Here is an 18,531-nt window from a genome sequence, read left to right as displayed (position 1 = left end):
TTCGAGGAGCCGAGCAATGGCGACGGTCAAGGTGACGGACAGCAATTTCCAGGACGAGGTTCTCTCGTCCGACGTGCCTGTCCTGGTCGATTTCTGGGCTGAATGGTGCGGCCCCTGCCGCATGATCGGCCCGGCGCTGGAAGAGCTTGCCACCGAATACGAGGGCAAGATCAAGGTCGCGAAGGTGAACGTGGACGAGAACCCGGGGATCCCGGCGCAGTTCGGCGTCCGCGGCATTCCGGCGCTCTTCATGTTCAAGGGCGGCGAGGTCGTCTCGAACCGCACCGGCGCCGCGCCGAAGGCGAGCCTCAAGGGCTGGATCGAGGATTCGGTCTGAGACGGCGGCGCGGGCGGATGGCGGACTGAAGTCCGCCCTACATGTTCGATCGGGTTGAGGGGGCGGGCCTTGTGGTCCGCCCCTCTTCGCAGGGCGGACATCTGTCCGCCCCCCCCGGCGTTCAGCCGTTCTCCCGCAGCACCCGCCCGGCGAGGTAGAGCGATCCGCAGATGAGAATGCGCGCCCCGGGATCCCCGGCGCGGATCTCGGCGATGGCGTCCGCCACGTCCGCCGCCGGCTCGGCCTTCATGCCGACGCCCCGCGCCACCGCGACCGTCTCGGGGCCCGAGAGCGTCGCGGCCTCGCCCGGGATGCTCACCCCGCGCAGATCGCGGGCGAGCGCGGCGAGCGGGCGCAGGAAGCCCGAGATATCCTTGGTGTTCAGCATCCCCGTCACGAGGTGGAGCGGGCGTTCCGGCAGGCGCCCGAGCGCCTCGGCCAGCGCCTCGCCCGCCGCCGGGTTGTGCCCGCCGTCGAGCCAGAGTTCGCAGCCGCCCGCCGCCTCGACGAGCGGTCCCCGGCGCAGGCGCTGCAGCCGCGCAGGCCATTCGGCGCGCGTCACCGCCGCCTCGCAACCCGCCTCCGAGACGCCGAGATGGCGCAGCGTCGCAAGCGCCGCGCCGGCGTTAGACACCTGGTGCGCGCCGATCAGGTTCGGCCGCGGCAGATCGAGAAGCCCGCGCGCGTCGAGATAGGCGATCCGCCCGCGCTCCTCCCAGACCTGCCAGTCGCGGTTCGCGACCGTGAGCGGCGCGCCGATGGCCGCCGCCCGCGCCTCGATCACGTCGAGCGCCGCGGCCTCCTGCGGGCCGATCACGCTCGTGACGCCGGGCTTCAGGATCCCCGCCTTCTCGCCCGCGATTTCGCCGAGGGTCTCGCCGAGATACTGCTGGTGGTCGATCGAGACCGGCGTGATCACCGTCGCCGCCGGCTCCGCGATCACGTTCGTGGCATCGAGCCGGCCGCCGAGCCCGACCTCGAGCAGCGTGTAGTCGGCGGGGGTCTCGGCGAAGGCGAGCAGGGCGGCGGCGGTGGTGATCTCGAAGAAGGTGATCGGCGCGCCGCCGTTCGCCGCCTCGCACCGCTCCAGCAGCGCGATCAGCGCGTCCTCCGCGATCAGTTCGCCCGCGACGCGCACCCGCTCGTGGAAACGGGCGAGATGGGGCGAGGTATAGACGTGGACAACCTTGCCCTCGGCCTCCAGCCCCGCGCGGATCATCGCGAGTGTCGAGCCCTTGCCGTTGGTGCCCGCGACGTGGATCACCGGCGGCAGGCGGCGTTCGGGATGGCCGAGCGCGGCCAGAAGCCGCTCGACCCGGCCGAGCGTCAGGTCGATGATCTTGGGGTGCAGCGTCATCAGACGTTCGAGCACCCGGTCGGAACCGGGCGCCTCCGGCGCGGCGCGGGTCATGGGGCGGACCTCAGGAAGGCTCGGCCGGCATTTCGACCGGGGCGGCGGAAAGCTCCCCCAGCACCGCCGGCGGCTGGTCGGTCAGGAGCCGCAGGAGCCGGGTCAGCACCTCGCGCATTTCGCCGCGTTTCACCACCATGTCGAGCATCCCGTGGTCGAGCAGGTATTCCGAGCGCTGGAACCCCTCGGGCAGCGTCTCGCGGATCGTCTGCTCGATCACGCGCGGCCCGGCAAAGCAGATGAGCGCGCCGGGTTCGGCGATCTGCACGTCGCCCAGCATCGCATAGCTCGCGGTCACGCCGCCGGTGGTCGGATCGGTCAGCACGACGACATAGGGCAGCCCCGCCTCGCGCAGCATCTGCGCCGCGACGGTCGCGCGCGGCATCTGCATCAGGCTCAGGATCCCCTCCTGCATCCGCGCCCCGCCCGCCGCGGCGAAGAGCACCAGCGGGCACTTGCGCTTCAGCGCGCGCTCGGCGCCTGCGACGATCGCATTGCCGACATACATGCCCATCGAGCCGCCCATGAAGGCGAAGTCCTGGCCCACGCAGACGGTCTTCAGCCGGCCGATCTCGCCTTCGGCGACGAGCATCGCATCTTCCTCGCCGGTCTTCTTGCGCGCCTCGCGCAGGCGGTCGGGATATTTCTTCTGGTCCTTGAAGCCCAGCGGATCCGCGATCGGCTTCGGCACGTCGACCTCGACGAAGACCCCGCCGTCGAAGAGCGCGCGGAAACGGTCCCGCGGGCTGATCGCCATGTGATAGCCGCAGTTCGGGCAGACGTTGAGATTGTCCGCGAGCTCGCGGTGAAACAGCATGGTTCCGCAGCCGTCGCATTTCACCCAGAGATTCTCGGGCACCTCGCGCCGGGCGAAGAGCGAGTTGATCTTCGGGCGGACGTAGTTGGAAATCCAGCTCATTGCGCGACAGATCCTCCCGTCGTCGATCCGCTGGCCTAGATATTCCCGGCGCGGCGCGAATGCAATCTTCGCCACCCCGGCCGCCCGGCGCCCCGCGACGGTAGCCGGTCCTCGAGTCCGGGGAGCCTTCCGTCGGAGATCCGCGGCGGCCCGCGCGGTTTCCGGGACCGCGTTGACGCCCTTGCCCGAAATCGCCCACAATGGCGGCGGAGTACCTGTGCGCGGCGAGGAGATTGGCGAGTGAGTGGCGCCGGACCTGTTTTCATTCTCGGACTTCAGCGGGGCGGCACGAATCAGCCGCTCAACATCTTCCGCTCCCACCCCGCGACCCTCTGGCCCCAGGGCGAGTTCCATGAGCCGTTCCGGCCGCGGACGCTGCGGAAGGAGCCGCTGCGCCAGGCGCGCAAGCTGCTGCGCTACGCGCCGATCTGGCTGACGCGGGGCGATGTGCTGAACCTCGACGCGCCGCTCCGGCGGGAGCGGCCGCTGCGGGGCCTCGCCGGCCGGGCGCTTCGCGCGGGGCTGGCGGATTCGGTGCGGGCCAACGCGGGCAAGATCGCCTCCTACAAGGCGGTGCTCCGCGAGCGGGGCTTCTATTCCGACGACCTGCCGCCCGACCGGATGGTCGTGAAGGTGATGAACTACAATGTCGGGCTGGTTCCGGACCTGCTGGAACTCTATCCGGACGCGCGTTTCGTCGGAGTCATCCGCGACGGGCGCGGCGTCTGCGAGGGGCAGATGGCGCGCCGGGCCGGCGTCGCGCAGGCGACCGCGCTCTACGACCGGTTCGGCCGCTGGCTCATGGAATACGAGGCGGCGGGCCTGCCGGTCCGGACCTGGCGGTTCGAGGATCTGCTGGCGGACCCCTGGAAGGTCAGCCTCGAGATGTTCGGCTTCTGCGGCCTCGATCCGAACAGGACCCGGGGCGTGATGCTCCAGGACAAGCACCGGATCATGGACGGGGACCGGATCGTCGGCATCGAGAAGATCAACCGCTGCTACACCTTCGCAGAGATGGCCGGGCACATGCGCGCCGATGCGAACGCGACCTCGCTGGCGCGGCTCGACCCGGCGGCGCGGGCCGAGATCGAGGCGCGCTGCGGCGAGGTGCTGCGCCATTTCGGCTATCTGCCCGACGCCTCAGCCACGCCCGCCGCGCCGGTTCCACCCGAGCCAGAGCGCGTAACAGGCTAGCGTCGCGCCGAGGCCGACGAGCAGCAGGCGCCCGAAGGCCGCCGGCTGATCCGGCCCGGTCGAGGAGACCCAGAGCGCGAGGCCGCTCAGCGGCCCGGGCGCGGCGACGAGCAGCAGCGCCGCGGCGTTGTTGGCGAAATGCATCCCCATCGCGAGCGAAAGGTTGCCGCGCCGCGCGGTGACATCGCCGAGGATGAGTCCGATCAGCGCGGCGTTCGCGACGACGAGCGGCGCGTTCGGCCCATAGGTCGCCGGATCCCAGTGCAGCGCGCCGAAGACGAGCGCGGGCAGGCCGAGCCAGACCGGGGGCGCGCGGAAGCGGGCCGCGAGGCCCTGCAGGAGAAAGCCCCGGAAGGCGAGTTCCTCGGCCGCGGTCTGGATCGCAAGCGCCGGGAGGGCGAGCGGCAGCGCGCGGAGCCAGGGGCCGAGGGCGAGGCTCCGGCGGAGCGGATCGTCGAACAGCGCGCCGGCGAGCGCCCCGGCGGTGGCGAAGCCCGCCACCACCAGCGCGCCCCAGGCGAAGGCGCGCGGTTCGAAGCCGCCGGGGCCGATCAGCGTGGCAGGCCCCCGGCCGCCGAGAAGCCGCGCGGCGAGCGCGGCGCCGCCCGCGAGCCCCGCGAAGGAGAAGAGATAGGCGATGACGAGGCCGGGATCTCCCGGCCCGAGGCCCCGCGCCAGCGCGAGCCTGAGGCAGAACGCCACGGTGGCGAGCCAGACCGCGCCCGCGAGGACCCCGCCGAGCATCAGCCGCCAGAGCCGGGGACGCCGCCGCGCTGGGGCGACGAAGGCCTCGAAGGCCGGACCGTGCAAGGGGCTGGGCCGCATTCCATCCCCTCCGCCGGGACCGCGTGTATCGACCCCGACCCTGCGCCGGGCGGAGCTCCGAACGCAAGCGCGCGGAGCCGGGGTTGCGCCCCCTCCGGCGAGCGCCTAGGACGGGTCACGCGCGCCGGGCCCCGCCGTCCCGTCCGCCGGGACCGCCGGGAGGCGCGCGCGAGACAGAAGAGGCGGATTCATGCGTATTTCCAAGGCGGCGGGCATCGCCGCCCTGTTCCTGCTCGCGGCCTGCGAGCAGCCTGGCGTTTCCGGCACCACGCCGACCCGGACCACGGTGACCACGGGCGGCCAGCGGCTGACGATCGCGGCCCCGGCCGGTTTCTGCGTCGATTCCGACAGCACGAGCGTGACCTCGACCGGCGCCTTCGTGCTGGTGACCGACTGCGCGCTGCTGGCGCGCGGCCCGGGCGCGGGTCCGCGCCTCACCGGCGCGGCCGCGAGCGCCGGCTCGCCACCGGCGCCGGCACCGGTGGCGGAGGCGGCGCGCGCCAAGCCGCCGGTCGGGGCGGCGATGACGGCGAGCGTCTCGCCGACCGGTCTCGGCGACGACGGCCCCGCGACCCGATCGCTCGCCGATCTCGCCCGCTATGCGCGGACCCCACAGGGCCTCGCGCTGGTCGGGCGCGGCGGGCAGCCCCAAGGGGTGCGCCTGCTCGAAAGCGCGGAGCGCGACGGCGTGCTCTATCTCTATGTGGAGGACCGTGGCCCCCAGCCGATCGCCGGGCTGGAGCCGCGCTTCTGGCGGGCCTTCTTCGAAGTGAACGGCCGGCTGACGGCGGTGTCCGAACTCGGCTTCGCGGGCGCGGGGCTCGACAAGCAGAGCGGGCTCAACCTCGTCACCGCCTTCACCCGCGCGATCAAGGCGGCCAACCCGGCCCGGCCGGCGGCCCCGCCCGCCGCGGGCTGAGGCCGGCGGCTCAGCGGCCGGGGCGACCGGCGCGCAGCTGGTCCATGATCGCGACCAGTTCCGCGCTAATCCCCGGCTCCGAGAGCGCATGGCCCGCGGTCGGGATCATGCGCAGCGACGAGCCGGGCCAGGCGCGATGCAGCGCATGGGCCGTGTGCGGCGGGCAGATCATGTCGTAGCGGCCCTGGACGATGTAACCGGGCACGGCGGCGATCCGCCCCATGTGGCGCAGGATGTGCCCGTCGCCGTCGAGAAAACCGCCGTTGATGAAATAGTGGTTCTCGAGCCGCGCGAAGGCGAGCGCGTAGGCGCCGGAAGGCGAGCCGCGCCCCTCGCCCGGGTCGAGCACGGCGAGCGCGCTTTCCCAGCCCGCCCAGGCGCGGGCGAAACGCGCCTGCTCGGCGGTGTCGCCGGAGAAGAGCCGGCGGTGATAGGCGGCGATCAGGTCCGAGCGTTCCTCGCGCGGGACCATGCCGGAGAAGGTCGCCCACTGCTCCGGCCAGAAGGCGCCGGCCCCGCCGCCGTAGAACCAGTCGAGCTCGCCCTGGGTCATCGTGAAGACGCCGCGCAGCACGAGCGCGGCGGCGCGCTCCGGATGCGTCTGCGCGTAGACGAGCGCCAGGCAGGCGCCCCAGGATCCACCGAAGACGATCCAGCGGTCGATCCCGCAGGCCTCGCGGATCCGCTCGATATCGGCGACGAGATCCCAGGTGGTGTTGTTCTCGACCGAGGCCGAGGGCTGCGAGCGGCCGCAGCCGCGCTGGTCGAACAGGATCACCCGATAATGCGCGGGGTCGAAGAAGCGGCGCATGCCGGGTGAGCAGCCGCCTCCGGGGCCACCATGCAGCACGACGACGGGAACCCCGTCGGGGTTGCCGCATTGCTCCACATAGATCCGGTGTCCGCCAGGCATGTCCATGACCTGCTGACGAAAGGGCTCGATGGGCGCGTAGAGGCCGCCACGCTGGCCGGGGCCGCCCGGGTTCAGGTTTTCTTTCATGGGCGTGTTGGTGTATCCGGTCGAGGCCCGTGGATCATCGCAGGTTGGAAAGATGAGTGCAACGCCCTCAGGGGAAACGGTAGATCCGGCCGAGGTCGCGAAATTCGAGGCGATGGCGGCGGAATGGTGGGATCCGGCGGGCAAGTTCAAGCCGCTCCACATGATGAACCCCTGCCGTCTCGATTATGTGATCGGCCAGATCGCGGCGCAGTTCGGCCGCGACCCGAAGGGAAACCGGCCCTTCGCCGGGCTGCGGCTGCTCGACATCGGCTGCGGCGGGGGGCTGCTGAGCGAGCCGATGGCGCGGCTCGGGGCGAAGGTGACCGGCGCGGACGCGGCGGCGCGCAACATTCCCGTCGCGCGGATCCACGCGGAGCAGTCGGGGCTCGAGATCGACTACCGCCACACGACGGCCGAGGCGCTGGCCGAGGCGGGGGAGGTCTTCGACGTCGTGCTCAACATGGAGGTGGTCGAGCACGTGGCCGACCCGCCCGCCTATCTGCGCGCCTGCCATGATCTGCTGCGACCGGGCGGGCTGATGATCTGCTCGACGATCAACCGCAACCCGAAGAGCTACGCGGTCGCGATCCTCGGGGCGGAACATGTGATGCGCTGGCTGCCCAAGGGCACGCACGACTGGCGCAAGTTCCTGACGCCCGACGAATTGCGCGCGCTGATCGAGGGCGCCGGGCTGACGCCGGTCGACGCGAAGGGCTTCGTCTTCAATCCGCTGAGCTGGAGCTGGCGCGTCTCGGACCGGGATCTCTCGGTCAACTACGTCACGGCGAGCACCCGCGAGCCGGAGAAGCGCTGACCGCGCCGGCCCGGCCCGAAGAACCCTGGTGCGGGCGGTCGGAGTCGAACCGACACGCCTTGCGGCGGGGGTGTTTGAGACCCCTGCGTCTACCATTCCGCCACGCCCGCGATCCATGGTCCCAGGTTCCGGGGAGCCCGAACCGCCGGCACCCTAAGGGCGCGGCGGGAGCAAGTCCAGAGCCGGAAGGCCGGCCCGATTGAACGCACGCGCCGATTCATGTATCCTGCCGAAGTCACGGCATATTTCAACGCGTGCCTCTCCGCGCATCGTCCCGGAGTCTTCCCATGGTCGCACATGGACCGTCCCCTTCGGCGAAGGGCGACGCCCCCGACGGGCTGGGCGCGGTCGTCAGATGGCTGGTGCGCGGGTGGCGCCGGTGGGACGCGCGCCTGCTCAGGCCGCTGTCGGAGGCGCGCCCCCTCCCGTGGCAGGTGGTGGCCCCGGCGGATCATCCCTGGTTCATCCCGTTCCTCGCCGCCTGGATGGTCGTGGGGGTGACGCTCGGCCCGGCCCTCGACTGGTCGGCCACCAATGTCGCGCTGTGCCTGCTCGGCTTCGCGCTTCTCGCGGGGCTTCACGCCTTCGTCGCGGGCTCCCGGCGGCGGCGGGCCTATCTGCTGCTCGGCTACGTGGCGATCCTGCTCCTGCTCGGCGCCCTGCTCATCGCATCGACGGCGATGCCGGAATTCGCCCTGTTCCGCCCCGCGCGGGTGCATGTCGGCCCCGTGCTCGTGGTCCAGCTTTCGGTCGGGCTTCTGGTCGCGGAACTGAGCAGCCGCTGGTCGACGCGGCCGATCCCCGACGATCCGCTGCCCTCGACGCTCGGCCAGGCGGAGCTCTTCCCCCCGAACGACCGCTACGACTATGGCGGCGGCCGGAGCGCGCTGGCCTTCCTCGCAAGCCTCGCGCTGACGCCGCTGCGCTATCCGCTGCAACTGCTGCTGCCGGGGGCCTTCGTCGCGCTGATCGTGCCGGAGGCGTCGATGTGGTGGTGGTTCGTCACGCTGACCCTCGTCACCTGGGCTTTCCTGCTGCTCGGCGCGCTCTACGAGCGGTTGATGGAAATCCTGAACACGCTGGGGCGGCTCTGCTTCGTCGGTCCGCAATGGACGGTGAGCGCGGTCGTCGTGGCGCTGGCGCTCGCGCGGCTGATGGGCGTGCATTACATCACCTATGTCTTCGCCGCGCCTGCGACGGGCGGAACCCTCGTCGGCTATCTGCTCTTCGCCTACGCGCTGGCCTGGTTCTACGGGTTCTGGGCCGACATCCTGCTGGCGCGGCGCTTCCTGCGGCTGCTGGCCGGGAGCGACGGATTCGTCACCGCGATCCCCTACGATTTCGCACCGGCGGCGGGCGCGAAGATGGATCTGAGCCCGATCCGGAACCACGACCGGCTCATCGCGCTGCATGGCGCCGGCCGGCTGCGGCTTCAGGGCGCCTACGAATCGCTCTACGCGGAGCCCCGGGACCAGATCGCGCTCTATTTCCTCACCCCCGCGGAGGCGCTGGCGAGGATCCGCGCCCAGATCGAGACGATGCCCCGGCCCGGTCCCCGCGATCCGCTGCCGAGGGTGCGCGACTTGCTCCGGGCGGCGCTCGCCTATCCCGGCATCACCGGAGGCGTCGCACTCGTCTGCATCGGCGCCCCGGCGGCCTTCGGCTTCCTCTCGACCACGCAGCCGGCCGAGCTCTCGATCGTGAAGGAGGCGCATCTCAACCTCGACCCGACGCCGCTCCTGCTGGGCGACGGGCGGCTCGACGCGGACTGGAAGGGCCTGGATGGCGTCCCGGGCTGGGAAACCTCGCAAGGCGCCGAGGATCTCCGGAAGAGGCTGCGCGCGGTGGCGGAGGCCGATCCCTGCCCCGCGCTCGGGCCGGAGGATCCGCGGATCGCCGTCGCGGCCTCGGGCGGCGGCACGCGCGCCGCGCTCTACACCGCCTCGGTGCTGCGCGGGCTGGCGGAGCGGGATCTGATCTGCCGGGTGGTCTTGGCGAGCGGCGTCTCGGGCGGCAGCGCCGCGCTCGCCTATTTCGCGCTGCGCGCGGACGAGCTTCGCAGGCCCCTGCCGCCCGGTGGCGAGCTCGGCCCGGCCTGGGACGTCTTCGAGACGGCGATGGCCGAGCCCTACATCGCCCAGGTCGCGCGGGGCGCGAGCGACGCGAACGTCGCCTTCGCCGGCTGGCGCTGGCGGACCCACGTCGGGAACGAGCCCGCGGAGCCGGGGACGGTCGGGGCCTCGGAGGGGTGGATCCCGGCCCGGGTGCGTTTCGGCAGCCTGCTCGCGGAAAGCTTCGTGCGCGAACTCGGGGCCGGCGGGATGGAGAAGGTGCCTTTCGGCCTGATCCTCAACACCGGGATGCTCGGCCAGTGCACGACGAAGGAGAAGGGCAGCCTCGCGGAGATCGCGCGAGACGCGCCCTGCTCCACGGACGGCGTCGGAGGACGGCTGGTGCTGACCAACCTGCCGGCCGCCGCGGACTCCCCGGAACAGCGACCCGGCGACCTGCGTTTCGCGACGATCAACGATCCGGAGATGTCGGTCGCCCGCGCCGCCGCGTTGAGCGCGAACTTCCCGCCGGTCTTTCCCGACGCGGCCATCGACGAGATCGGGCCGAAATACCAGAACCGCTTCTACGTGACGGACGGCGGCACGGTGGAGAACCGCGGGACGGTGACGCTCTACCTCGCGCTCCGGGACGAGCTCTCGCCCCGGCCCGGCGGAACCGGGCCCTGGCCGGCGCTGCATGTCGTCATCGCCGACGCCTCGGCGGGGAACGGGGCCTACGAGGAGAGCTTCGGGCTGCAGTCGGTGCAGGCGGCGGGGGGGCAGATGGGGCTGGCGCTGGAGGCCGAGATCCTGCGCGACCTGATCCCGCTCTACCATGAGCACCAGTCCGAGATCGTGCCGCACGAGATCGCGATGCCCCCGGTGCTGCGCGACGGCATCGGGACGCACTGGCTGCTGCCGGGCTCCCTGGCCTTCAGGAATCCCGCCGACAGGGAGCAGCGCCGGACGCTGACGGATTCCGACACCCGGCGTCTCCTGACCGCTCTGCATGCGCGTGACCCCGTGCCTTTCAAGGGCGATGTCGGGACGGTCTGGGACTGGACGCTGGCGGAAGGCCCGGAACAGGGCGTCGCCTCTACCCATTGCGCGCGCTGGCAGGCGCTGCTCGGGGCCTTCGGCAAGGAGGATCCGACGCGCTGCCCGCCACCCGCCGGGCGGAAATAGAAAGGGCCGCGTCGCGCGGCCCTTCCCGGTCCGGAGGCGAGGCCCCCTGCCGTCAGATCAGCTTGCCGAGCGCGACGGCGGTGTCGCCCATGCGGTTCGAGAAGCCCCATTCGTTGTCGTACCAGGTCAGGATGCGGACCATGGTCCCGTCCATCACCTTGGTCTGGTCCATGTGGAAGACCGACGAGTGGCTGTCGTGGTTGAAGTCCGAGGAAACGAGCTTCTCGGTCGTGTAGCCGAGGATGCCCTTGAGCTCCCCGTCCGCCGCTTCCCTGATCGCGGCGTTGACCGCCTCGACCGAGGTCGCCTTCTTCGCGATGAAGACCAGGTCCACGACCGAGACGTTCGGGGTCGGCACGCGGATCGCCACGCCGTCGAGCTTGCCGTTCAGTTCCGGCAGCACGAGGCCCACTGCCTTGGCGGCGCCGGTCGAGGTCGGGATCATCGAGAGCGCGGCGGCGCGGGCGCGGTAGAGATCCTTGTGCATCGTGTCGAGCGTCGGCTGGTCGCCCGTGTAGCTGTGGATCGTGGTCATGAAGCCCTTCTCGATCCCGAACTCACGGTCGAGGACATAGGCGACGGGCGAGAGGCAGTTCGTCGTGCAGGAGGCGTTGGAGACGACGAGGTCGTCCTTGGTCAGCGTCTTGTCGTTCACGCCGAAGACGATGGTCTTGTCGGCGCCCGCGGACGGGGCGGAGACGAGGACGCGCTTCGAGCCGTTCTCGAGATGGACCTTCGCCTTCTCCTTGTCGGTGAAGATGCCGGTGCATTCCAGCGCCACGTCGACGTCGCCCCAGGGCAGTTCGGCCGGGTTGCGGATCGCCGTCACCTTGATCGGGCCGCGGCCGACGTCGATCGTGTCGCCCGAGACGGAGACGGTGCCCGGGAAGCGGCCGTGCACGGAGTCGTAGCGGATCAGGTGCGCGTTGGTCTCGACCGGGCCGAGGTCGTTGATCGCCACCACCTCGATGTCGGTCCGGCCGGACTCGATGATGGCGCGCAGAACGTTGCGCCCGATGCGCCCGAAGCCGTTGATTGCAACCTTGACCGTCATGTTTCCTCTTCCCTCGCCTCGGGGCGCTTCACCAGAACGCGGGAAACGGCGTCGCGCCAGCCCGCGTATTTGCTCTCGCGCCGGTCCTTCGGCATCTCTGGCTCGAAGCGGCGCTCGAGAGCCCAGGACGCCGCGAATTCGGCCGGTCCCGGATACAGCCCCGCGCGCATGCCCGCAAGCCATCCCGCCCCGAGCGCCGTGGTCTCGATGACCTTCGGCCGGTCCACCGGCGCGCCGAGGATGTCGGCGAGCGCCTGCATCGCGAAATCGGAGGCGGACATGCCGCCGTCGACCCGGAGCGTCGCGGTTCCGGCCGCCGCGCCGGTCGAGGCCCAGTCGTCGCGCATCGCCTCCCAGAGGTCGCGCGTCTGGAAGGCGACGCTCTCGAGCGCGGCGCGGGCGAATTCGGCCGGGCCGGTGTCGCGCGTCAGCCCGAGGATCGCGCCCCGCGCCTCCGGATCCCAGTAGGGCGCGCCGAGCCCGGTGAAGGCGGGGACGAGGTAGACCGCCGCCTCCGGATTGGCCCGTTCGGCGAGCGGCTGCGTCTCGGCCGCCGTCCGGATGAGGCCGAGCCCGTCGCGCAGCCATTGCACGACCGCGCCCGCGATGAAGATCGAGCCTTCGAGCGCGTAGGTCGGCTTGCCGTCGAGCTGGTAGGCGATGGTGGAGAGCAGCCGGTTCCGGCTCGGCACCAGCGTCTCGCCGGTGTTGAGCACGGCGAAACAGCCGGTGCCATAGGTGGATTTGAGCATGCCGGGCCCGAAACAGGCCTGCCCGACGGTCGCCGCGTGCTGGTCGCCCGCGACGCCGAGGATCGGGATCGGGCGGCCGAAGAGATCGGCCCGCGTCGTCCCGAAATCGGCGGCGCAGTCGCGCACCTCCGGCAGCATCGCCGCCGGCACGCCGAAGAGCGCGAGCAGGTCGGGATCCCAACGCCCTTTCCGGATGTCGTAGAGCATGGTCCGGGCCGCGTTGGTCGCATCGGTCGCATGGACCGCGCCGTCGGTGAGCTGCCAGATCAGGTAGCAGTCGACCGTGCCGAACAGAAGATCTCCCCGCTCCGCCCGCGCCCGCGCCCCCTCGACGGTGTCGAGCAGCCACTTGAGCTTGGTCGCGGAGAAATAGGGATCGAGCAGGAGGCCGGTGCGCTCCGTGACGAGCCCGCCCATGCCCTCGGCGGCGAGTCTCTCGCAGAGTGGCGCCCCGCGGCGATCCTGCCAGACGATGGCATTGTGGATCGGCCGCCCGGTCGCGCGATCCCAGACGAGCGTCGTCTCGCGCTGGTTGGTGATGCCGATCGCGGCGATGTCGGCGGGGCGCAGCCGTGCGCGCTCGATCGCGGCGCGGCAGGTGGCGGCGGTGGTCGACCAGAGATCGGCGGGATCGTGCTCGACCCAGCCGGAGCGGGGGAAGATCTGCGGAAACTCCTCCTGCGCCGAGGCGCGCGGCGCGAGCTTCGCATCGAAGACGATGGCGCGCGTCGAGGTCGTGCCCTGGTCTATCGCGAGGATGTGGCTCATCGATGGTTCCCCCCCTGGTCGCGCGGGCTCTGGCGGCCGCGTCACTCCTCTGATACGGCGAAAGCGGCCCGGCGTCAGCCGAAAGAACAGCCGCGCGCAGGCGCGATGTTCCGCGCGGCGGATTGACGCGACCGGACCGCGTCGTCCATCTTCGGAAAGGGACGGGCCTGTCCGACCCGCGCAAGGATTTTCCCGCGCCGAGGCCGGCGCTTGTGCGTGGCAGGCTCGCGAATTATGACAGTTTCAGCAATCGCCGGGAGCCCATGGCCCAGAACTTTCGCCATTCCGAGATCCTGACCATCGCGCGCGAGGCGGGCAAGGTCACGGTCGAGGGGCTCGCGAGCCACTTCAACGTCACCGCCCAGACGATCCGCCGCGATCTCGCCGAGCTCTGCGACGTGGGCCAGCTCACCCGCGTCCATGGCGGGGCGATGATCCCGTCGGGCGTGATCGCGCTCGGCTACGAGGACCGCCGCTCGCTCGCCTCCGTCGAGAAGGACGAGATCGCGCGCATGGTGGCCGAGCAGATCCCGGACGGGGTCTCGATCTTCATGAACATCGGGACCACCACCGAGGCGGTGGCGCGCGCGCTGCTGAAGCACCGCAACCTGATGGTGATCACCAACAACCTCAACGTCGCGAACATCCTCGCGACCTCGCCCAATTCCGAGGTCATCGTCGCGGGCGGCATCCTGCGCCGGGCGGACGGGGCGCTGGTCGGCGACGTGACGGCGGAGTTCATCGGCCAGTTCAAGGTCGATTACGCGATCATCGGCTCGGCCGCGGTCGATCCCGATGGCTCGCTGCTCGACTACGACTTCCGCGAGGTGCGCGTGGCGCAGGCGATCATCAAGAACGCGCGCAAGAGCTACCTCGTCGCCGACCACACCAAGTTCAAGATGGCCGCCCCGGTCCGGATCGCGAGCCTCGCCGATCTCAACGGCTTCTTCACCGACATCACCCCGCCGAAATCGATCGCGCAGCTCTGCGCGGACAACGACGTCTTCATCCGCACGGTCGAGAACTTCGCCCGCGGACGGTAGCCGCGCGACTTTCCGGGGCGAAGCGCCCATGCCCGCTCTACCATCGCCGCGCGATTTGTGATCGGCTGCTAGCCGTCGGCGGCGGAGGAGAGCGACATGGGCCACGAATTCGAGCGCATCCTGATCACCGGCGCCGCGGGCAACCTCGGCGACCACCTGCGCCGGGGCCTCGGCCCGCTGGCTCGTCGGCTTCGCCTGCTCGACGTCAGGCCAATGGGCGAGGCGGCGCCGGGGGAGGAACTGGTCCAGTGCGACCTCTCCGACCGCGAGGCGGCCTTCGCCGCGATCCGCGGCTGCGACGCGATCGTGCATTTCGCGGGCCATCCGCGCGAGATGAGCTTCGACGAGATCCTGCGCGACACCCTGCCCGCGAGCTACAACGTCTATGAGGGCGCGCGGCAGTTCGGGGTGAAGCGCGTGGTCTATGCGAGTTCGATCCACGCGGTGGGGTTCCACCCCGTGGAGGACGTGCCCGATACCCGCGCACCGCACCGGCCCGATACCTTCTACGGGCTGACCAAGACCTTCACCGAGGATTTGGCGAGCCTCTACTGGGACAAGTGGGGGATCGAGAGCGTCTGCCTCAGGATCTGTTCCTGCTTCCCGGAGCCCGCCGACCGGCGGATGCTCTGGAGCTGGCTCAGCTATTCCGACTGCCTGCGGCTGACCGAGGCGGCGCTGCTCGCGCCCCGGGTGGGATTCTCGGTGATCTACGGCACGTCCGACAACGCGCGCGCCGCCGTGTCGAATGCCCGGGCGAGCCATATCGGCTACCGCCCGCGCGACAGCGCCGACGTCCACGCGCCGCGCGTCCTGTCGCGGATCGACCGCGACGACCCGGCAAGCACCGCGGCGCGGGTCGTCGGCGGCGGCTTCGCGGCGGCGCCCCATCCCGATGACCCGCGTTAGCCCTTCGGCCGGCTTGCCCGGAGCGTGGCATCGCGCTAGCCCGGCAGGCAACCGACCGGGCAGAAAGGCGATCTTCCGATGGACTATTTCGCGACACTGTCGGCGACCTGGCCCGGCCTGACCGAACGCCGCGACGGCTGGACGCTGCGCCGGGCGACCGGCGCGGGCAACCGGGTCTCGGCCGCCACGCGGGAAGCCCCGGACGCGGGTCCGCGCGCCGCGGAGGCGGCGATGCGTGCGATGGGCCAGTCGCCGCTCTTCATGATCCGCCCCGGCGAGGACGATCTCGACGCCGCGCTGGCCGCGATGGGCTACGCGGTCGAGGATCCCTCCGCGCTGCTCGGGGCCTCGGCGGCGGAACTGAGAGCCGAGGGCGTGGAGCGCGGCGTGATCCGCTGCGACGCGCCGCTGGCGCGGATGGCGGAGATCTGGGCGGAGGACGGCATCGGACCGGCCCGGCTCGCGGTGATGGAGCGGGTGACGGGACCGAAGCTCTACCTGCTCGCGCGCGACGGCGACCGGCCTTGCGGCGCCGCCTTCGTCGCGGCGGCGGGCGGGGCCGCGATGATCCACGCGCTGACCATCGCCCCCTTCGCCCGGCGGAAGGGTCTCGGCGCCCGTGTCACGCGGGCGGCGGCGGCCTGGGCGCTCGGGGCGGGCGCCGACACGCTCGCGCTGGCGGTCAGGGACGACAACGCGCCGGCGCGCGCGCTCTACCGCGGTCTCGGCTTCGCGGAGGTCGCGCGCTACCACTACCGCCGCGCGCCGGGATGACTCAGCCCGGCCAGTCCTCCGGGCCGACTCCCCTGAAATGCTCGGCGAGGAAATCGATGAAGGCGCGAAGCTTGGGCTGGGCGAAACGCCCCTCCGGATAGACGGCGAAGACCCCCAGGGACTCCACCGCCCGGTCCGGCAGAAGCTCGACGAGCCGGCCCTCCCGGATCGCGCCCCGGATGATGAAGCTCGGCAGCAGCGCGATCCCGAGCCCCATCTCCGCCGCCCGCATCAGCGAATCGCCGTTGTTGACGGTCAGCCGCCCGCCAACCCGGATCTGCCGCTCCTCCCCCGAGGGCGCGCGCAGCCGCCAGAAGTTCCCGGTCGCGAGATTGGAATAGTGGAGCAGCTGATGCCGGTGCAGGTCGTCGAGCGTTTTCGGCGCGCCCATCCGCGCCACGTAATCGGGCGCCGCGACGAGGCGGCGCGTCGTCTCCGCGAGCTTGCGCGCCTTGAGCGAACTGTCCTCGAGTTGGCCGATCCGGATCGCCAGATCGAACCCCTCCGCCACGATCTCGACGTAGCGGTCGTCGAGGACCATGTGCGCGTCCACGTCGGGATAGGCGCAAAGAAACCGGGCGATCGCGTCGGAGAGATGCGAGATCCCGAAACTGACCGGCGCGGAGATCCGGAGCGAGCCTTTCGGCGTCGCCTGCATCGCCGTCACCATCTCGTCCGCCTCGGCCGCGTCGGCCAGCACGGTGCGCGCGCGGTCGTAATAGGCGAGCCCGACCTCGGTCGGGCTGACCCGGCGCGTGGTCCGGTTCAGCAGGCGCACGGCGAGCCGGGCCTCGAGCGCCGAGACATGTTTCGAGATGGCGGATTTCGACAGCCCCATCTTGCGCGCCGCCTCGGTGAAGCCGCCGTGGTCCACCACCTGGACGAAGGCTTCCATCTCGGTCAGGCGGTCCATCACGCTCCCCGCGATTGTTTCGGAAAGCGGGACGTTAGGGGTCAGCCGGAGGAATTGTCAACCGGCCCCGGTCAGCGCGCCGGACAAAGACGCAACTGCTGCTCATAGCGCTCGGCCCAGGACTGCACGTCGCGCGCCACCGCCGGCAACCAGGCCTTGCGGCGCCAGGTGCCCTTCGCATAGCCGGTCTTGCCCTCGTGATAGGCGAGATACTGGTTGTAGGCGTCGTTGAGGGGCACGCCGTTCAGCCGGCTGTTGAGGTTCATGTACCAGCCGATGAAATCGGAGGAATCGGCGAAATCCTCGCGATCGGCGCCGGAGCGTCCGGTGTCGCGCATGTACCACTCCCAGGTGCCGTCGAGCGCCTGGCTGTAGCCATAGGCGCTCGAGCGCGGCACCCTCCGGGAGAAGATGCCCGAGCCGACCTTCTTCATCGGCTGCGCGTCGTACTGGAAGCTCGACTCGCGCGAGATCGTCGCGAGCTGGACCGAGACCGGAACCCCCCAGCGGGCCTGGGTGTCCTTCATCGCCGAGAACCAGTGCGGACGCTCCTGCTGCATCCGGCAGGCATCCGCCACCGTACTCGGAGGCGCGTCATGGCCGGAGCACGAAGTCAAAATGAGTATCGCCGCGATCGAGGCGAAACGCCGCATGCGTGGAAACCTGCCCTACGATGACTGCTCGCGTGTCTTTTCGCACGTCTACGCGGGAATATCGCAGCGATTCCCCGTTTTCGCAAGCGAAAGCTCGGAGCGGCGCCGGTCAGACGAAGAAGTAGAGCGTGGCCGGGATCGCGACGACCGACATCAGGGTGGAGACGACGACGAGCCCCGCGACCTCGTCGGGCCGCGCGTCGTATTTGGCGGCCAGCATGTAGGAGGTCACGGCGACCGGCGTCGAGAGCTGCAGCACCAGCACGCCGAGCGGCAGCCGTCCGAGGCCGAAGGCGAGGCCGACCGCGAGCGGGACGGCGAGGCAGAGCGCGAGCTTGGCGAGGCTGACCCAGAAGGCGAGGCCGAGCGAACGGGGCCGCAGCCGCGAGATCGCGACCCCGAGCGTGAGCAGCATCAAGGGGATCGCCATCTGGCCGACGAGATCGAGCGAATTCCCGAGCCAGACCGGCACATGCCAGCCCATCGCGAGAAAGAGCGAGCCGAGGATCGTGCCCCAGACCAGCGGCTCGCGGAAGGCCCGGCTCGGCGGACCGCCGCCCGCCACGACCCAGACCCCGAAGGTGAAGCTCAGGATCGCCATCACCGCGAAGACGATCACCGCCAGATCGAACCCCGCCTGGCCGAAGGCGAAGAGCGCCACGGGCAGGCCGAGATTGCCGGTATTGCCGAAGGTGACGGGCCCCCAGTAGGTGGCGAGATCGAGCCCGAGCAGGCGCAGCCCGAACCAGGCGACGAGGCCGAGCAGCACATAGGCGACGAGCGCGGCCAGCACGGTCGCCCGCAGCACCGCCGGATCGACGTTGGAGCGCATCAGCGCCATGAAGATGAGGCAGGGGACGGACAGCGTCATTGCCAGACGGGTGACGAATTCGACGTCAAAATTCCATCCCGCCCGCACCCAGACATAGCCGATGGCCGCGATCACGAAGACGGGAGACACGCTCGCGGCGACCTGTAGGAAGAGAGACATGGGCGGGTCCGTCACGCTG

17 protein-coding genes and 1 tRNA gene are annotated in these 18,531 nt (G+C 70.8%); 8 read left to right on the top strand and 10 right to left on the bottom strand.

Annotated elements, in window-relative coordinates; all coding sequences use genetic code 11:
• Positions 1-16: 16 nt before the first annotated feature.
• Positions 17-337: a thioredoxin gene (gene trxA / locus FJM51_RS06055; RefSeq protein WP_140453216.1), complete on the top strand. Its 321-nt coding sequence runs from the start codon at positions 17-19 to the stop codon at positions 335-337.
• A gap of 121 nt (positions 338-458) precedes the next feature.
• On the opposite strand, the gene FJM51_RS06050 is transcribed toward trxA, so the two are convergent.
• Both FJM51_RS06050 and accD read right to left on the bottom strand, forming a co-directional pair.
• Positions 459-1,748, bottom strand: a complete 1,290-nt coding sequence (locus tag FJM51_RS06050; RefSeq protein ID WP_140453215.1) for a bifunctional folylpolyglutamate synthase/dihydrofolate synthase — start codon at positions 1,746-1,748, stop codon at positions 459-461.
• A gap of 10 nt (positions 1,749-1,758) precedes the next feature.
• A complete protein-coding gene (accD, locus tag FJM51_RS06045; RefSeq protein ID WP_140453214.1) occupies positions 1,759-2,667 on the bottom strand; it encodes an acetyl-CoA carboxylase, carboxyltransferase subunit beta in 909 nt (302 codons plus the stop codon).
• A 240-nt stretch (positions 2,668-2,907) separates the two neighbouring features.
• Between accD and FJM51_RS06040 the strand changes: the two genes are divergently transcribed.
• Positions 2,908-3,861: a sulfotransferase gene (locus tag FJM51_RS06040; RefSeq protein WP_181164464.1), complete on the top strand. Its 954-nt coding sequence runs from the start codon at positions 2,908-2,910 to the stop codon at positions 3,859-3,861.
• Here FJM51_RS06040 and FJM51_RS06035 read toward each other — a convergent pair.
• Entirely contained in the window at positions 3,808-4,686 is an 879-nt protein-coding gene (locus FJM51_RS06035; protein ID WP_140453212.1) for a CPBP family intramembrane glutamic endopeptidase, read from the bottom strand. The genes FJM51_RS06040 and FJM51_RS06035 overlap by 54 nt on opposite strands.
• A gap of 190 nt (positions 4,687-4,876) precedes the next feature.
• Here FJM51_RS06035 and FJM51_RS06030 point away from each other — a divergent pair, with 190 nt between their 5' ends.
• A complete protein-coding gene (locus FJM51_RS06030; RefSeq protein ID WP_140453211.1) occupies positions 4,877-5,605 on the top strand; it encodes a hypothetical protein in 729 nt (242 codons plus the stop codon).
• 10 nt (positions 5,606-5,615) lie between these two features.
• Here FJM51_RS06030 and pip read toward each other — a convergent pair whose 3' ends face one another.
• Positions 5,616-6,605, bottom strand: a complete 990-nt coding sequence (pip, locus tag FJM51_RS06025; RefSeq protein WP_140453210.1) for a prolyl aminopeptidase — start codon at positions 6,603-6,605, stop codon at positions 5,616-5,618.
• Positions 6,606-6,657: 52 nt separating this feature from the next.
• On the opposite strand from pip, the gene ubiG reads away from it, so the two are divergent.
• The gene (ubiG, locus tag FJM51_RS06020) at positions 6,658-7,419 is read left to right on the top strand and encodes a bifunctional 2-polyprenyl-6-hydroxyphenol methylase/3-demethylubiquinol 3-O-methyltransferase UbiG (protein WP_140453209.1); all 762 of its coding nucleotides are present in this window, start codon (positions 6,658-6,660) and stop codon (positions 7,417-7,419) included.
• A gap of 26 nt (positions 7,420-7,445) precedes the next feature.
• On the opposite strand, the gene FJM51_RS06015 is transcribed toward ubiG, so the two are convergent.
• Positions 7,446-7,529, bottom strand: a tRNA-Leu gene (locus FJM51_RS06015).
• Between the two features lie 177 nt (positions 7,530-7,706).
• On the opposite strand from FJM51_RS06015, the gene FJM51_RS06010 reads away from it, so the two are divergent.
• The gene (locus tag FJM51_RS06010; protein ID WP_140453208.1) at positions 7,707-10,655 is read left to right on the top strand and encodes a hypothetical protein; all 2,949 of its coding nucleotides are present in this window, start codon (positions 7,707-7,709) and stop codon (positions 10,653-10,655) included.
• 52 nt (positions 10,656-10,707) lie between these two features.
• Here FJM51_RS06010 and gap read toward each other — a convergent pair whose 3' ends face one another.
• Entirely contained in the window at positions 10,708-11,709 is a 1,002-nt protein-coding gene (gene gap / locus FJM51_RS06005) for a type I glyceraldehyde-3-phosphate dehydrogenase (RefSeq protein WP_140453207.1), read from the bottom strand.
• The gene (glpK, locus tag FJM51_RS06000; protein WP_140453206.1) at positions 11,706-13,229 is read right to left on the bottom strand and encodes a glycerol kinase GlpK; all 1,524 of its coding nucleotides are present in this window, start codon (positions 13,227-13,229) and stop codon (positions 11,706-11,708) included. Before glpK ends, gap begins: the two co-directional genes overlap by 4 nt.
• A 263-nt stretch (positions 13,230-13,492) precedes the next feature.
• On the opposite strand from glpK, the gene FJM51_RS05995 reads away from it, so the two are divergent.
• The 3 genes from FJM51_RS05995 (at position 13,493) to FJM51_RS05985 (ending at position 15,955) form a co-directional block, all read left to right on the top strand.
• Positions 13,493-14,272, top strand: a complete 780-nt coding sequence (locus tag FJM51_RS05995; RefSeq protein WP_140453205.1) for a DeoR/GlpR family DNA-binding transcription regulator — start codon at positions 13,493-13,495, stop codon at positions 14,270-14,272.
• A 96-nt stretch (positions 14,273-14,368) separates the two neighbouring features.
• Positions 14,369-15,181, top strand: coding sequence for an NAD-dependent epimerase/dehydratase family protein (locus tag FJM51_RS05990; RefSeq protein ID WP_140453204.1), 813 nt, complete (start codon positions 14,369-14,371; stop codon positions 15,179-15,181).
• Positions 15,182-15,259: 78 nt separating this feature from the next.
• Entirely contained in the window at positions 15,260-15,955 is a 696-nt protein-coding gene (locus tag FJM51_RS05985) for a GNAT family N-acetyltransferase (RefSeq protein WP_140453203.1), read from the top strand.
• Position 15,956: 1 nt separating this feature from the next.
• On the opposite strand, the gene FJM51_RS05980 is transcribed toward FJM51_RS05985, so the two are convergent.
• From FJM51_RS05980 to FJM51_RS05970, 3 genes are all read right to left on the bottom strand, one after another.
• Positions 15,957-16,868 (bottom strand): LysR family transcriptional regulator, encoded by a 912-nt coding sequence (locus tag FJM51_RS05980; protein ID WP_140453202.1) that lies wholly within the window; start codon positions 16,866-16,868, stop codon positions 15,957-15,959.
• Positions 16,869-16,939: 71 nt separating this feature from the next.
• A complete protein-coding gene (locus tag FJM51_RS05975; protein WP_140453201.1) occupies positions 16,940-17,521 on the bottom strand; it encodes a transglycosylase SLT domain-containing protein in 582 nt (193 codons plus the stop codon).
• A 109-nt stretch (positions 17,522-17,630) separates the two neighbouring features.
• Positions 17,631-18,512: an AEC family transporter gene (locus FJM51_RS05970; RefSeq protein ID WP_140453200.1), complete on the bottom strand. Its 882-nt coding sequence runs from the start codon at positions 18,510-18,512 to the stop codon at positions 17,631-17,633.
• Positions 18,513-18,531 lie beyond the last annotated feature (19 nt).

The sequence above is a fragment of the Amaricoccus solimangrovi genome (genome assembly GCF_006385685.1).
Classification (GTDB): domain Bacteria; phylum Pseudomonadota; class Alphaproteobacteria; order Rhodobacterales; family Rhodobacteraceae; genus Amaricoccus; species Amaricoccus solimangrovi.
Note: the sequence above shows the minus strand (reverse complement) of the source record. Positions and strands in the feature narration are given on the sequence as shown.